The sequence below is a fragment of the Bradyrhizobium sp. RDM12 genome, from assembly GCF_051917485.1.
Classification (GTDB): Bacteria; Pseudomonadota; Alphaproteobacteria; order Rhizobiales; family Xanthobacteraceae; genus Bradyrhizobium.
Genome location: NZ_CM133064.1, coordinates 1,229,273 through 1,244,229 on the forward strand (window position 1 = coordinate 1,229,273; position 14,957 = coordinate 1,244,229).

Sequence of the window (14,957 nt, forward strand, 5' to 3'; positions counted from 1 at the left end):
GTCGGGGGTCAACAGTTGCCGCTGGAGGCCGGGCCCCGCAATGCTGCTCCGCAAAAGTACGGAGGGGCATTGGAATGGAATTGAGGGGTCGGTTTGGAGAGCGAGTTCGATCGCGCCGAGGCTGCGGGCTAGCTGCTAGCCCGCCATCGCGATTCCAGTGGGGCTGCCTTCGATCCGCAGAATGCCGTGCTCGACGACTTTGTTGCGGCCGCGGTGCTTGGCGGCGTAGAGCGCGGCGTCAGCGGCTTCGATCAGGTCGCCCGGACGCAAGGCCTCGTTCGGCCGTGTCGCCGCAACGCCGATCGACACCGTGACCACCATGTGGGCGGACGTGATGTGCGGCAGGCAAAGCTTCAGCACGGCGGCGCGCACCTGCTCACCGATCTCGACGGCACGGTGCACGTCGGTGTTCGGCAGCAGCAGGCAGAATTCCTCGCCGCCATAGCGCGCGGCAAAGCCCATGGTGTCGGCGGCGATGCCGGACAGCGACTCGCCGAGCCGGGTCAGGCAGGAATCGCCTTCGAGATGGCCGTAAGTGTCGTTGAACAGCTTGAAATGGTCGACGTCGATCATCAACAGCGCGAGCTCGCTGCCATATTGCTGCGCGCGCATCCATTCGAAGTCGAGACGGCTCTGGAAGCCGCGACGGTTGGCGAGTCCCGACAGCATGTCGATCGACGCCATCACCGTCAGCCGGTCGTTGCTCGCGATCAGCTCGCGCTCGCGCTGGCTGAGTTGGGCGGCCATCGCGTTGAAGGCGCGCGCCAGCGGCACGAATTCGGACGGCAGCCGGTTGCGCGCCGCGCGGGCCGACAGGTCGCCCTCGCCGAGACGCTTGGCCATGTCCGCGAGCATCTCGATCGGCTTGATCACCAGCTTCTCGGCGGCGATCAGCGCGCCGAGCAGCACGAACACGACGACGAAGGCGAGCTGGAGATAGGCGGTGCGGATGTCGCGGCTGACCGCCGCGGACACCTTGTCCTCATCGATGCTGGCGATCAGGCGGGCATTGGTGCCGGCGATGCGGGTGTAGCTGACTGCGCGGCGTGAGCCATCGGCGGCGAGGAACGACAGCGCGCCTTCGTCCTGGTCGGAGCGCAAGGCCATGTCGGCGATGGCCGACATCAGCGGCATGTTGTCGAGCGGACGTCCGACCGCGCTGTGCTGGTCGGCGGGCGCAGCCAGCACGGTGCCGGCGCTGTCGACCAGCACCGCCGTGATGCCGGCGCGGCCGCCCAGATTGTTCATGACCTTCGACATCCAGTCGAGATTGACGGTTGCGAGCACGACCGCATCGGCAACGCCGCTGAACGCGGAGACCGGATAGACCGCCATCACGGTCGGCGACTGCACCGGCCGCGACAGGATGAAGTCGGACAGCACGAAGCGGCCGGTCTCCTGCGCCTGCTGGAAATACGGCCGGTCGGAGAGATCGAGGCCGACATACATGTTGTTGGTGGCGCACTGGATGCGGCCGTCCTGGCCGGCGATCAGGAGCGTGCGAATCCAGGGAAGGCTCGTCGGCAGGCTCGCACGCAGCACGTCGCAGCTCTTGCTGATGCCGCCGGCGGAGGCGCGGATGAAGGCTTCCGATTTCAGGATGGTCTCGACCGACGAGATCACTTCGCGCTGCGCGTCCGCACTGTGCCTTGCCACTGTGGTGAACTCGGCGGTGGCCTGCGCGATCTGCTTGGTACGGGTGTCTTCGAGCGAACGAATGCGATCGAGCATCAAGGGTGCGACCAGAATCACCGCGAGCAACGCAAGCCTGGCCCTAATGCCGAGGACCTGCTTGAGTTTTGCCCGTTTGCGGTTGAAACTGACGTTTGCCATCTTCGCTACTCACCCCGCGGGCAAGGTAAAGCGAAGGGCTCAAAAACTCTTTCTTGAACTCGGTAAAATTGGAACTAGCTCCGTTACTCCTGCAACCGATCGACGTCATGACAGAAGCCAATGCCGCGCCGGTAACCGGCGATTCACCAAGCGCGCTCACCGCGGTCGAAGCGGAGATTGCACGCGCCTGCAAGGATGCGCGGCGCGAGCGTGCATCCGTGACGCTGATCGCGGTCTCCAAGACTTTCGCAGCGGATGCAATTATCCCGGTTATCGGCGCCGGACAGCGCGTATTCGGCGAGAATCGCGTGCAGGAGGCCAAAGGCAAGTGGCCGGCGTTAACGTCTGTTTACTCCGACATCGCACTGCATCTGATCGGGCCGCTGCAATCCAACAAGGCGAAAGAGGCGGTGGCGCTGTTCGATGCCATCCATTCGGTCGACCGTCCGAGCATTTGCCAGGCATTAGCCAAAGAAATCGAATCGCAGAACAAGCACCCGCAACTCTTCGTGCAGATCAACACCGGCGAGGAGCCGCAGAAGGCCGGCGTCGCGCCCGGCGAGGCCGACGCCTTCCTCGCGAGCTGCCGCGACACCTACGGGCTGACGATCTCCGGCCTGATGTGCATCCCGCCGGTGGACGAGCCGCCGGCGGCGCATTTCGCGCTGACCGCCAAGATCGCCGCGCGGAACGGATTGCAGAATTTGTCGATGGGCATGAGCGCGGATTACGCGACCGCCATCATGCTCGGCGCCACCCATGTGCGCGTGGGAAGCGCGATCTTCGGGCATCGGTAATAGCCGTTGGCGAGGGCCGAGAGCCAACACGAGCGCTCGCAATGACGGCCGAGCGTGGGGCGCCTATTCGAACCTCACCGACGCCTTGCCCAAGACGCCGAAATCCACCGCAAAGTGATCGCCGGCCTGGATTGGCAGCGGCGGATGGCACGTGCCCGTCGTCACCACCTCCCCTGCCCGCAAGGTGATGCCGAGCCCGCGCAGCTCGTTGGCGAGCCAAGCCAGTGCCACGCGGGGGTCGCCGAGCACGTTCTTGCCGTGACCGACATAGCGCTCGCCACGCAGCGTGATCTGCGGCCGCTCCTCGACGAGATCCATCGCGCGCCAATTGGCTGATGTTGCGGCACGCAGTACGAAGAGATGGGCGCAGGCATTGTCGGCGATGAGCTGCGCCTCGCCGGCGCTGGCGAAATCAACGAAGCGCGAATCCGGAATTTCGATCGCGGGATGCAGGGTGTCGACGGCCGCAAGCACCTCGTCGATGCCGTAAGGCGCCGGACGCGGCGCCAGATCGCGCCCCATCCGGAAGCAGAATTCCGGCTCGCCGACGCGCATCGCATTGCCCTTCATCGACGCGGTGCCGCCGTCGGCGATCACCATCTCGCGCGTGATGCGACCAGCCAGCGGGCCTGCGACATTGATGTGCTTCTGTCCGGCCTCGCTCGTCGCGGCGATCTTCCAGCCGAACACTTGACTGCCAAGCGCGGCCTGCACGTCATAACCTTCAGTGCGGCTCTGCGGCCGCAGCCGCGTCTCGAGCGCATCAAGCTTGCTGCCGTCACGCCAATGTTGAACGAGGAGCTGCGAGGCAGCGGCGATCTGATTCTGGTCGAGCATGTGTCCTCACCCGATGATGATTTTTGTTCTTGGTCCGATCAGCCGCAGCAATTGCAGCATCGCCGCCTTGGTCATGGAGACGCAGCCCGCGGTCGGGCCGAAATTGTCGCGCGCCAGATGCAGGAACACCGCGCTGCCGCGGCCGGCGATGCGTGGCCTGGTGTTGTGGTCGATTTCGATGATGAAGTCATAGAGCTGGTCGGCGCGCCTGAGCCGATCGCCACCCTCGCCCTCCTCGCGCCGGATCCACTGATTGTAGTGGCGGTCGCCGGGATGTTCGCACCAGGCGTCCGCGGCGGTGATGATTCGGGCCGGCAGAAACGTGCTGGGACGGCTATGCCTGTCGCCCCGCCACCACAATCGTCGGGGCCGAAAATGGCCCCTGGGGGTACCGCCGTCGCCCTCGCGCTTGTTGGCCAGAATGCCGCCGCGCCCCAGCGCCACGGGAATCGTCAGCTGTCCGGCTGTCAGCCAGCCCCGGCGTGGATTGCCGGCGGCAGGCTTAACGCGGATCGCCGAGAGCTGCCGGGAGCGCCGCTTCATCGGATAAGCATTTGAATTAGCGTTATTTTTCATGTGAACGCGCGATGTCGAATTCATTACAGGACATTCATCAAATCGCCCTGCTATTCTGGGTTAGAGTAATTCCGGCTTGTGAATCGGTAACAGCCCACTACTTCAACACGAACAACAATAAAAACGGCTACCTTGAAACTCCCCATCACGGCTGGGTGCGGCATGCTCGCGCGCCTGGTCGATCCCAGAAGGATGACCCCCTATGGCCAATGCCCGCAAGATCCTGATCGTGGATGACGATACCGATCTGCGCGACACGTTGGTGGAGCAATTATCGCTACACGAAGAATTTGAAGCCTCCGCCGTCGATACTGGCGCCAAGGGCGCCAGTGCCGCAAAGGCCAACGCCCCCGATCTCGTGCTGATGGATGTCGGCCTTCCCGACACCGATGGTCGCGAAGTGGTCCGCTCTCTGCGCAAGGGCGGCTTCAAGGCGCCGATCATCATGCTGACCGGGCATGACACCGATTCCGACACGATTTTGGGCCTTGAATCCGGCGCGAACGATTATGTGGCCAAGCCGTTCCGCTTTGCCGTGCTGCTGGCCCGCATCCGCGCCCAATTGCGGCAGCACGAGGCCAGCGAGGACGCGGTGTTCTCGGTCGGCCCCTACTCTTTCCGCCCCGGCTCCAAGATGCTGACCGCCGCCAATGCGCGCAAGGTCCGCCTCACCGAGAAGGAAACGGCGATCCTGCGCTTCCTCTACCGCGCCGGCCAGATGCCGGTCTCGCGCGAGACCCTGCTCCAGGAGGTCTGGGGCTACAATTCCGGCGTCACCACCCACACGCTGGAAACCCACATCTACCGCCTCCGCCAGAAGATCGAGAAGGATGCCGCCAACCCGGAAATCCTGGTGACGGAAGCCGGTGGCTACAAGCTGGTGCCGTGATACGCTTCGGGGGCGTGCGAATCGTTATAGATTGCGTGCCCTTGAGCCTCGGATCTGAATGTCAATCGACGACGACGTAGCGCTGCTCGAGCGTGTCCCGACACTGCGCCTGTTGGGAGACGCCTCGTTGCGCATGCTGGCGATCGGCTCCGAGCAGCGTGACTTCGTCCGCGGCGACATCCTGTTCAATCTCGGCGACGATGCCGACGCCGGCTTCGTGGTCCAGCGCGGCGCCTTTCGCGTCGATGACGGCGCCGGCGCCGAGATGATCGCAGGCCCCGGCACGCTGATCGGCGAGCTCGCGCTGGTCGTGCCGATGAAGCGGCCCTCGGGCGCGGTGGCGCTGGAGCACTCCTCCGTCATCCGCGTCGCGCGCAGCCTGTTTCAGCGGGTGCTCGAAAGCGACCCTGCCGCCGCACTCCGTCTCCGCGATGAATTCGCGGTTCGCTCCAGCCAGATCGCGAGCGACATTCTGATGGCCGGTGCGAAGCTGAGCACCTGAGATCGTTCGGTGTCTCCAGGCTTCATTCCTTGTTGAACGCGAAGAGCGCGCTGCGGTCGTCCTGGTAAAGCCGCCGCAGTCCCGGCATGATTGCGAGGTGCGCCGCATCGACGTCGAGCAACCAGACATAGTCGAAGCGATCGCGCGGAATTTGCGCGATCCTTTGCGCGAGCGTGGCGCTCAGATCGCCATCGCAGCCGCCCGGGGCGACCTCGATATACTGGGACGGATCTGCGTTGAACGCGGTGCCGCGCGCATGGAGCGGTGCCAGCAGCTGTTGACCGCCCGATGCATCCCATTGCGAATTGACGAAAGCGTCCCGCCGGACGATCGCGAGCGACCCCAGATGCGCGACACGCGGTGCGCGCCATTGCTCGCAGGTTGGTGGCCGTGTCAGGACCGCGATGCTTGCGCCACGCGAGACGTCGTTCAGGGCGCGCAAATGTTGCGCGTAACCGGAATCGTAGGCCGCAAATCCGACAGCCATGGCGACGATCCGAATCGCGAACACCGCCAGCGCCATGCCGGCAACCACGCCGGAGCTGCGCTGCATGCCATCGGCGGGCGCGACGGCGGTAAGGCTGACGATGAAGAAGATGGGCCACAGCCGGACATCGGCATAGACCGCGCCGAACATCTGGCCTGGCATCAGCAGGATCAGAATGAGGAAGCCCGCTGCTCCGACCAGCAGTGGTGGATTCACTCTGGTGTTACGGCTGCGGATTCCAAAATACAGCAGGCCAATCGCCAGCAGCAGGCTCAGCGTGTCCAGCCAGATATTCTGGTCGCGCAGGGTCCATACCAGTCCAAGGATCTTTGTGCCGATATCGAAGAAATGACCCGTCGAGGCGGCGCCATTGCCTTGCCGCCAGACAATCATGAGCACGGCGGGAATCATGATGGGCCAGGCGCGTCGCAGGATGACGAGCACCATGGAAGGCCACGCTGCCGGCGCGCGATGCCAGCCGCGGCAGAGCTCGAAAGCGCCGACGAGGACGACCAGAACGACCCAGCCATAGGCGTGAGCGAGCCAGACCAGGCAGGCGGCTGCCGCGAACAGCGCCGCGCGCAGCACCGGGCCATTCCTCCTGTGGTCTCGACCCAGGATGCGAAAACGTGAAACGCCAGCGCGCAGCCAAGCCAATAATTCACGAAGCCGAGCTGGAACGGATAGGACATCGCGAACCATGCGGCCGCGATGGCGAAAGGCGTAAGCTCGCCGTGCAACGCTCGGCTGACACGGCCGATCGCAGAGATCATGAGGAGCGGAAGCGCCAGCGCAATCAGCCAGGCGGCGCGTTCGAGGCCGAGCATCGGTGCCAGTGCAGCGATGAGCAACTCAACGCCGAGATTGCCGACCAGCTGCCAGTGAAAATCCCAGTTCTGCTGGAGCGCCGGCGAGTCCGCCAGATGCAGCTCCACGTGGTAGCGGCCGATATGGGCCAGGAAGTCGACCAGCGGCGGCGTGCGCACGAACCAGAAGGGTACCGTGCTCAGCAACAGCAATCCCGGCACGACGAAACGGGAATTCCACCATGCGCGAGCCGGCGGTTCTATGTGCTCTGACGGTGCGGGCGCGCCCATCCTCGTCTCCGAAGGCTTAAACGTCCAGCGTCACCGTCACCGGCACGTGGTCCGACGGCCGCTCCCAGCTGCGGGCATCGCGCAAAATCCTGAAATCCTGGACCGCGTCCTTCAGCGCGCGCGAGACCCAGATGTGGTCGAGCCTGCGGCCGCGGTCGCCGACGGTCCAGTCGGCGGAGCGATAGCTCCACCACGTATAGACCTTTTCCGATAGCGGGATACGGTCGCGCGCGACGTCGACCCATTCGCCGGCGTTGAGGGCTGCCTGCAGCTTTTCGGTTTCGATCGGCGTGTGCGAGACGACTTTCAGAAGCTGCTTGTGCGACCACACGTCGTTCTCGTGCGGCGCGACGTTGAGGTCGCCGACCAGGATGTGGCGATCTTGTCCCCGTGGATGCAGCGGCTCGCACGCCTTCATCTCGTCGAGGAAGCGGAGCTTGTGGTCGAATTTCTCGTTCAGCGCGGGATCGGGGACGTCGCCGCCGGCGGGCACGTAGAAATTATGCAGCACCAGCGGCTTTGCGATATTGGCCTTCTCGCCGAACGACACCGAGATATGACGTGAATCCACCTTGTCGCAGAAGGTACGGATGTCCGTGGCCTCGAATGGAATCTTGGAGACGATGGCGACGCCGTGATAGCCCTTCTGCCCGTTCAGCGCGACGTGCTCGTAGCCGAGCCGCTTGAAGCGCTTCAGCGGAAAGGCGTCGTCGATGCACTTGGTCTCCTGCAGGCACAGCACGTCGGGCCGCGCGCTCTTGAGAAACTTCGCGACCAGATCGATGCGCAGCCGCACCGAATTGATGTTCCAGGTTGTCAGGGAAAGACGCATGAGAATTGCGTCTTAGCAAGCTCCCGTAGGGTGGGCAAAGGCGCAAAGCGCCGTGCCCACCGACTTTTCTGGGTTTGATCGAATGGTGGGCACGCTTCGCTTTGCCACCCTCTACGGCACCACGGAATTACCCCGGTGACGGCACGCTGTAATTGGTGAAGTCGATCTTGAACATGTTGGGATCGAGCTTCTTGCCCGCATCGAGATTGTAAACGGCAATCGTAGTGTCATAGCCCTGCGGGTCGGTGACGGTCCATTGCTTCAGTTGGCCGTCCTTGGCGCCGATCATCAGCAGCAGCCGGCTGGTGCCGACCAGCGCCTGCTTCTCCTCGATGGTGACGCTGATGAAGAGATCGTCCGCGGTCACGTTGACGACGTTGGTGTCCTTCATCAGGTCGATGCGGTCCGACAGCAAGAAGCGCAGTGGCGTCTGCGATAGCGGATAGACGTCCTGCGTAGCGAGCTTGCGGTCGCGCACCACGAGGGAGGATCCATCGGCAACGATGTCGATCGGGCTCGGCGGATCATATTCGAAACGCAGCCTGCCCGGTTTTTGGATGTAGAAATCGCCCTGCGTCTTGCTGCCGTCGGGGCCGACCTGGACGAAATTCCCGACCAGCGTCGACAGCGAGGACAGATAGGCGCTGACCTTGGCCGCCTGCGCCTTCTGGTTCGCGTCGAAAGTCTGGAAAATGCTGCTCGGCACGTTGCGGCGCGGATCGGGAATGACGGGATTCGGTGGCGCCTGCGTTGCGCCCGTGATCGAGGGCCCCCGACGGCGGAGCAGCGTCGCGCCCCTTCGGCGCAGGCTTCGGCACGGGCACGGTCTGCGCAAATGACGGAACGGCCACCATCGCGGCGGCGACGAGTAGCGCGCCCGCCACGCGCCCGCTGCGCGCAGCGAAAGAGGCCGCGAATCGAATGTCCGGATGTTGGGTCAACGCGTCGTCCTGTGTGGCTGGGCGTCGTTTTAGCGTGATTTCGGGCAAAAGCAGATAACGTTTTTGCGTGAAACAGGAATTTGAGGCCGCTCGCCTCACATATGGCTGTCTTCTTCCTCGACCAGAATCTCGCGCTTGCCGGCGTGATTGGCGGGGCCGACGATGCCTTCCAGTTCCATGCGCTCCATCAACGATGCGGCGCGGTTATAGCCGATCTGCAGGCGGCGCTGGATGTAGCTGGTCGAGGCCTTGCGGTCGCGTTTGACGATGGCAACGGCCTGCTGGAACAGGTCGCCGCCGCCATCCGCGCCCATGCCGCTGGCGTCGAACACGGCGCCGCCGTCCTCGTCCTCGGTCGGCTCTTCGGCCGTGACGGCTTCGAGATATTCGGGCTGGCCCTGCGTCTTGAGATGGCGCACCACCTTCTCGACTTCGTCGTCCGAGGCGAAGGGGCCGTGCACGCGGCTGATGCGGCCGCCGCCGGCCATATAGAGCATGTCGCCCTGGCCGAGCAGCTGCTCGGCGCCCATCTCGCCCAAAATGGTGCGGCTGTCGATCTTGGAAGTGACCTGGAAGGCGATGCGGGTCGGGAAGTTCGCCTTGATGGTGCCGGTGATGACGTCGACCGATGGACGCTGTGTCGCGAGGATCACATGCAGGCCGGCTGCACGCGCCATCTGCGCGAGGCGTTGAACGGCGCCTTCGATGTCCTTGCCGGCGACCATCATCAGGTCGGCCATTTCGTCGACGATGATGACGATGTAGGGCAGCGGATCGAGCGAGAGCTTCTCTTCCTCGTAGATCGCCTTGCCGGTTTCCTTGTCGAAGCCGGTATGCACGGTGCGCGTCGGCTCTTCGCCCTTGGCTTTCAACTCGCCCAGACGCGTGTTGTAGCCGTCGATGTTGCGCACACCGAGCTTGGCCATGTTCTTGTAGCGCTCTTCCATCTCGCGCACGGCCCATTTCAACGCGACCACCGCCTTCTTCGGATCGGTCACGACGGGGGTGAGCAGATGGGGAATGCCGTCATAGACGGAGAGTTCGAGCATCTTCGGATCGACCATGATCAGCCGGCACTGGTCCGGGCGCAGCCGGTAGACCAGGCTGAGGATCATGGTGTTGATGGCGACCGATTTGCCCGAGCCGGTCGTACCGGCAATCAGCATGTGCGGCGTGCGCGCGAGGTCGATGATGACGGGGTCGCCGCCGATGGTCTTGCCCAGGCAGAGCGGTAGCTTAGCAACCGTGTCGACGGTCTCCTTGGCGACCAGCAGTTCGCGCAGATAGACCTTTTCACGATGCGCGTTCGGCAACTCGATGCCGATGGCATTGCGGCCGGGAACGACGGCGACGCGCGCCGACAATGCGCTCATCGAACGCGCGATATCGTCGGCAAGCCCGATCACGCGCGACGATTTGATGCCGGGAGCCGGTTCGAGTTCGTACAGCGTGACGACCGGACCTGGATTGGATTTCACGATCTCGCCGCGCACGCCGAAATCCTGCAGCACGCCTTCGAGCGCGCGCGAATTGGCTTCAAGCTCAGCCTTGCTGAGCGGCTGCCGATCGCCGGCCTTGGGCGCAGCCAGCACGGATACGGACGGAAGCTCGAACTTGTCGGAGGATCTCCTGGAAGCGGGTTTCGGTGCAGCCTTCTTGCGCGATGGGCGCGCGGGCGGCACCTCTTGCTCCTCCTCGTCTTCCTCTTCTTCCCGTTCGTCCTCGTAATCCTCGTCCGCGGACTGCGGTGAGATCGAAGGTGCGGCGCGGCCTCCGAGGTTGGGTTCCTGCCGGCTGAACGAAGCGGCCTTGGTCTTCGGGCCGCTCGAGACCAGCGAGCGATAGGCCGCGCCGAACAGCCAGATCAACCGCGCCTTGGTGCTCATCAGCGCGTGGAACAGCCAGCCCAGCGATACCGAGCCACGATCGCTCTCCTCGTCTTCGTCGACCGGCTTGTCGTCGTCCTCGATCTCCGCGAGCTCTTCGTCATGCGCGCGTGCGCCGAGCCCGCAGGCGATCAGGAAGGTCGCAGCCAGCGCGACAAACAGGATGGTGCCGAGCACCATGCGATAGATCACGCCGGGCGGCCCGAAGATCACCGCGGGTGCGCGCACCAGCGCATCGCCGACCACGCCGCCAAGCCCGGTCGGCAGCGGCCAGGCGCCACCATGCGGCCAGCAGCTGACAAAGCCCGCCGTGATCGCGGTGCAGAGAACCCACGAGCCGAGCCGCAGCGCCTCGCGGTCGAACGGCCGATGGGTCATCATGCGCCAGCCCCACACCGCAACCGTCAGGACCAGCATGATCGCGCCGAGGCCGAGGATCTGCATGGCGAGGTCGGCACCGATGGCGCCGGCATAGCCGAGAACGTTGTGGATCGGCCGCGAGGTCGCGTGGCTGAGGCTCGGGTCCTGCACCGACCAGGTCATCAGCGCGGCAGATGCGACGCCCGCGAGCGTGATCAGGCCGAAGCCGGTGAGCTCGCGCACGCGCCGGCTCAGCGCCTCGCGGATCGAAGGCGGCAGATGGCCGACCAGGGGAATGACACGTTCGATTGCCGACATGCTCATGGGGCCGCCTAACCCAGAGTTTCGACCAGCCGGTGCAGCGCCTGCGCCGTGGTCTCGCTGTCCTGCACCAGCGCCAGGCGAATGTAGCCGGCACCGGGATTGAAGCCGTCGGGCTGACGCCGCGCAAGATAGGAACCGGGCACCACGCGCACGCCGGCTTCCCTGAAAAGCCTCAGAGTCACCGAGACATCGTCGCCGATCCCGGAGGTATTGAGCCAGACGCAGAAACCGGCGTCGGGCCGGCGATAGCCGTAACGATTGCCGATGATCTGGTCGGCGAGATCGAACTTGATGCGGTACAGCCTGCGGTTCTCCTCGACATGCGCCTCGTCGCCATAGGCAACGGTCGCGACATGCTGGAGCGGCACCGGCACCTGCGGCGCCGCGATGTTGCGCAGCTCCAGGAACATGCCAATCAGCTTCCTGTCGCCGGCGGCGAAGCCGACCCGCAGGCCCGGCAGGTTGGAGCGCTTCGACAGCGACTGGAACGCAACCACGCGGGTGAAATCGGGGCCGGCGCATTCGAGCGCGCTGCCCGGTGCTTCCCGGGTGTAGATCTCGGAGTAGCACTCGTCACTGAGAATCACGAAATTGTAGCGATCGGCGAGGCTCTTCAGGCGCGTGAAATAATCGCGCGATGCGACCGAGCCCTGCGGATTGGCGGGTGACGCCAGATAGAACGCCACGGTGCGGGCGAGCGTCGCATCGTCGATGGCGTCGAGATCGGGCAGGAAGCCGTTTTCGACGGTGGTCGGCAGATAGACCGGCTCGCAGGCCGCGGCGCCTGCCCCGGCGCCATAGACCGGGTAGAACGGGTTCGGCATCAGGATGGCGGGCTTGCCGGGACGCGGCCCAACGTAGCGCGCCGCGGCGATCGCGGCGAGGAAGAGCCCCTCCCGGCTCCCATTGAGGACGAGAAGCTCGCTCTTGGGATCGAGCGGTCGCGGCAGCCTGAAGCGTGACGACAACCAGGCGCTCGCTGCCTGACGGAACGGCTCGGTGCCCTGGTTCATCGGGTAGCGGCCGAAATCGGCGATGTGCTTGGCCAGCACCGGACCGACGAAGTCAGGCACGGGATGCTGCGGTTCGCCGACGGCGAGCGAAATCAAGGGCTTGCCGGGCTGATGCGGCGCCAACAGCTCGTTCAGCCGGACGAAGGGCGAGCGTTCGTTGTCGGAGCTTCCACCGGCTAGCGGCGCACGGGATGAAGCGGTCATAGCCATTCTGGGCGCCAGCACTCTTGGAACGGCCGGCGCATGGATGCGCCAGCGGGAAAGCGGTTCAGTTCACCATAGATAGGGCGAGGTTAAGACGCGATTAACCATCGGCAGGCCGGCCCGTCCAGAGCGGGAATAATGCGGCCGGATAACAACGGGATGCATGGCTACGGGCGGGGCTGGTTCGTCGACCTCTCCCGCCTGCCTGCGGGAGAAGTCGGCGCGCAGGGATTGTCCCGATGTTGAGACACCCTCTCCCAGCCCTCCCCCGCATCGCGGGCTAATGCGCCGGCAGCTTCTCGAACGTTGCCATGCCCGCGGGGATCGCGTGGAACTCCTGCTTGTCGCAGGTATAGATCGCCATCTGGGGATGGAACTGCTTGGGTTCGTCCAGGGTGCCGACCTTCAGGATCGCCGCTGGCAGCCCCGGAACCTTGGTCACCAGATGAGTGCCGCATTCGGCGCAGAATTCGCGGGTCACGGCGCGCTCGAGATCCTTGCGCGTGAACTGCTTGGGCTGACCGGTGATGTAGGTGAAACCCGCCGCCGGCATCGCAATGAAGGTGTTGGGCGCGCCGCCCGAAATGTACTGGCACTCGCGGCAGTGACATTGGGCCTGCATCATCGGATCGCCCTCGGCCACATAGCGCACTTCGCCGCAATAGCATCCACCTTCCAAACGCATGACGACCTCCCGTTTTGTTGTTCGTTGTGGTCGTTATTTCTGCGCCGGCAATCTGGAATGGCAATCCTTTTCTTCTTTGCACGGTCAAAAAGAATCCCGCAAAAAAAGGGGGCTCCAACTTGCGCTGGAGCCCCCCAACGGTCGGGGCATTGCCGGGTATGTGCCCAAACCGTAGTTGTGGACGCGATCGCCAAGGAGAGATCGCGTCCGGGAGGACCGGTTACATGTTGTAGGCGCGCTCGGTGTGGTCGGTGATGTCGAGACCTTCACGCTCGCTCTCGACGTTGGCGCGGAGGCCAACGATCACATCGACGACCTTGAAGAGGATCGCGGAACCGACGCCCGACCACACCAGCGTGGTGCAGACGGCTTCGATCTGGGAGATCATCTGCGCCGCGAAGTCGTAATCGGCAACCTTGGGCGGAATCGCGGTGTAGTCGATGATGCCCGCACCACCGAGAGCCGGATTGACCAGGATGCCGGTGCCGAGGGCGCCGACGATGCCGCCGATGCAGTGCACGCCGAACACGTCGAGCGAGTCATCGTAGCCGAGCGCGTTCTTCACCACGGTGCAGAAGAACAGGCAGACCACGCCGACCACGAGGCCGAGGACGATCGCACCCATCACGCCGGAGAAGCCGGCGGCAGGCGTGACGGCCACGAGGCCCGCGACAGCGCCGGAGATGATGCCGAGCACCGACGGATGACCCTTCACGATCCACTCCGCGAACATCCACGACAGCGCGGCGGCTGCGGTGGCGACGAAGGAGTTGGTCATGGCGAGCGCAGCGCCGCCGTTGGCTTCGAGGTTGGAGCCGGCGTTGAAGCCGAACCAGCCAACCCAGAGCAGCGAGGCGCCGATCATCGACATGGTCAGCGAGTGCGGAGCCATCAGCTCCTTGCCGTAGCCGGTGCGCTTGCCGATCAGGAGAGCGCCGACGAGACCGGCGATGCCGGCGTTGATGTGCACCACGGTGCCGCCAGCGAAGTCGATCGCGCCCTTCTTGAAGATCCAGCCGGCGTCGGCGTTGATCTCGTCGAGCTTGGCCTGAGCCGCGGTCTTCGCCGCTCCATCAGCTGCAGCAGCGAGAGCCTTGGCAGCGTCCTGGATCGCGTCCGGGCCGGGCCAGTACCAGACCATGTGCGCGATCGGGAAGTAGATCAGCGTGACCCAGAGCGGAATGAACAGGGCGATCGCCGAGAACTTCATGCGCTCGGCGAAGGCACCGACGATGAGGGCGGGCGTGATCGCCGCGAACGTCATCTGGAAGCAGACATAGACGAGTTCCGAGATGTTGGCGTCGACCGAGAAGGTCGCGGCCTTCGAGTCGGTGGTGACGCCCATCATGAAGGCCTTGGAGAAGCCGCCGATGAAGTCGGAGCCGCCGGTGAAGGCGAGGCTGTAGCCGTACACGGCCCAGATCACGGTGACGATGCAGACGGTGTAGAACACCTGCATCAGGACCGAGAGCATGTTCTTGGAACGAACGAGGCCGCCGTAGAACAGCGCGAGACCCGGGATCGTCATCAACAGCACGAGCACTGTCGATGTCAGCATCCAGGCGTTATCTCCCTTATTGACCGTTGGCTCGGCATAGGCTGCGGTCGCAGCGAACAGGCCGACTGCGAGAGCCGCCAATCCCGCGCCATAGGGACGCTTAAACGTCATTTCATTTACTCCTGATTGGATTTTG

The 14,957-nt window shown here is 64.3% G+C and carries 13 protein-coding genes and 1 pseudogene; 3 read left to right on the forward strand and 11 right to left on the reverse strand.

Annotated features, from left to right (window positions below; translation table 11 throughout):
* Window positions 1–135: 135 nt before the first annotated feature.
* On the reverse strand, window positions 136–1,833 hold the full coding sequence (locus tag ACTGJ9_RS05790; RefSeq protein ID WP_456676286.1) for a diguanylate cyclase domain-containing protein: 1,698 nt from the start codon (window positions 1,831–1,833) through the stop codon (window positions 136–138).
* A 107-nt stretch (window positions 1,834–1,940) separates the two neighbouring features.
* Here ACTGJ9_RS05790 and ACTGJ9_RS05795 point away from each other — a divergent pair, with 107 nt between their 5' ends.
* Window positions 1,941–2,630, forward strand: a complete 690-nt coding sequence (locus ACTGJ9_RS05795) for a YggS family pyridoxal phosphate-dependent enzyme (protein WP_456676287.1) — start codon at window positions 1,941–1,943, stop codon at window positions 2,628–2,630.
* Between the two features lie 63 nt (window positions 2,631–2,693).
* Here ACTGJ9_RS05795 and ACTGJ9_RS05800 read toward each other — a convergent pair whose 3' ends face one another.
* Window positions 2,694–3,467, reverse strand: coding sequence for a 2-keto-4-pentenoate hydratase (locus tag ACTGJ9_RS05800; protein WP_456676288.1), 774 nt, complete (start codon window positions 3,465–3,467; stop codon window positions 2,694–2,696).
* A 6-nt stretch (window positions 3,468–3,473) separates the two neighbouring features.
* Window positions 3,474–4,043: a L,D-transpeptidase family protein gene (locus ACTGJ9_RS05805; protein WP_456676289.1), complete on the reverse strand. Its 570-nt coding sequence runs from the start codon at window positions 4,041–4,043 to the stop codon at window positions 3,474–3,476.
* Window positions 4,044–4,245: 202 nt separating this feature from the next.
* On the opposite strand from ACTGJ9_RS05805, the gene ACTGJ9_RS05810 reads away from it, so the two are divergent.
* Entirely contained in the window at window positions 4,246–4,932 is a 687-nt protein-coding gene (locus ACTGJ9_RS05810) for a response regulator transcription factor (protein WP_007598630.1), read from the forward strand.
* A 58-nt stretch (window positions 4,933–4,990) separates the two neighbouring features.
* Window positions 4,991–5,434, forward strand: coding sequence for a cyclic nucleotide-binding domain-containing protein (locus ACTGJ9_RS05815; protein WP_254127397.1), 444 nt, complete (start codon window positions 4,991–4,993; stop codon window positions 5,432–5,434).
* A gap of 22 nt (window positions 5,435–5,456) precedes the next feature.
* Here the strand turns inward: ACTGJ9_RS05815 and ACTGJ9_RS05820 are convergent, their stop codons facing one another.
* The 8 genes and pseudogenes from ACTGJ9_RS05820 to ACTGJ9_RS05855 all read right to left on the reverse strand — a co-directional run bounded on the left by ACTGJ9_RS05820 (window position 5,457) and on the right by ACTGJ9_RS05855 (window position 14,932).
* A complete protein-coding gene (locus ACTGJ9_RS05820; protein WP_456676290.1) occupies window positions 5,457–6,368 on the reverse strand; it encodes a hypothetical protein in 912 nt (303 codons plus the stop codon).
* Window positions 6,329–6,934 carry a hypothetical protein gene (locus tag ACTGJ9_RS05825; protein WP_456676291.1) on the reverse strand — a complete coding sequence of 202 codons (606 nt, stop codon included), beginning with the start codon at window positions 6,932–6,934 and terminating at the stop codon, window positions 6,329–6,331. The genes ACTGJ9_RS05820 and ACTGJ9_RS05825 overlap by 40 nt, the downstream gene beginning before the upstream one ends.
* Window positions 6,935–7,034: 100 nt before the next feature.
* A complete protein-coding gene (gene xth, locus ACTGJ9_RS05830) occupies window positions 7,035–7,850 on the reverse strand; it encodes an exodeoxyribonuclease III (protein ID WP_456676292.1) in 816 nt (271 codons plus the stop codon).
* 127 nt (window positions 7,851–7,977) lie between these two features.
* A pseudogene (locus ACTGJ9_RS05835) lies at window positions 7,978–8,734 on the reverse strand (outer membrane lipoprotein carrier protein LolA).
* A gap of 152 nt (window positions 8,735–8,886) precedes the next feature.
* On the reverse strand, window positions 8,887–11,361 hold the full coding sequence (locus ACTGJ9_RS05840) for a DNA translocase FtsK (protein ID WP_456676293.1): 2,475 nt from the start codon (window positions 11,359–11,361) through the stop codon (window positions 8,887–8,889).
* A gap of 8 nt (window positions 11,362–11,369) precedes the next feature.
* Entirely contained in the window at window positions 11,370–12,584 is a 1,215-nt protein-coding gene (locus ACTGJ9_RS05845) for an aminotransferase class I/II-fold pyridoxal phosphate-dependent enzyme (RefSeq protein WP_456676294.1), read from the reverse strand.
* Window positions 12,585–12,858: 274 nt separating this feature from the next.
* A complete protein-coding gene (locus ACTGJ9_RS05850; protein WP_456676295.1) occupies window positions 12,859–13,263 on the reverse strand; it encodes a GFA family protein in 405 nt (134 codons plus the stop codon).
* Window positions 13,264–13,483: 220 nt separating this feature from the next.
* Window positions 13,484–14,932: an ammonium transporter gene (locus ACTGJ9_RS05855; RefSeq protein WP_456676296.1), complete on the reverse strand. Its 1,449-nt coding sequence runs from the start codon at window positions 14,930–14,932 to the stop codon at window positions 13,484–13,486.
* Between the last annotated feature and the right edge of the window lie 25 nt (window positions 14,933–14,957).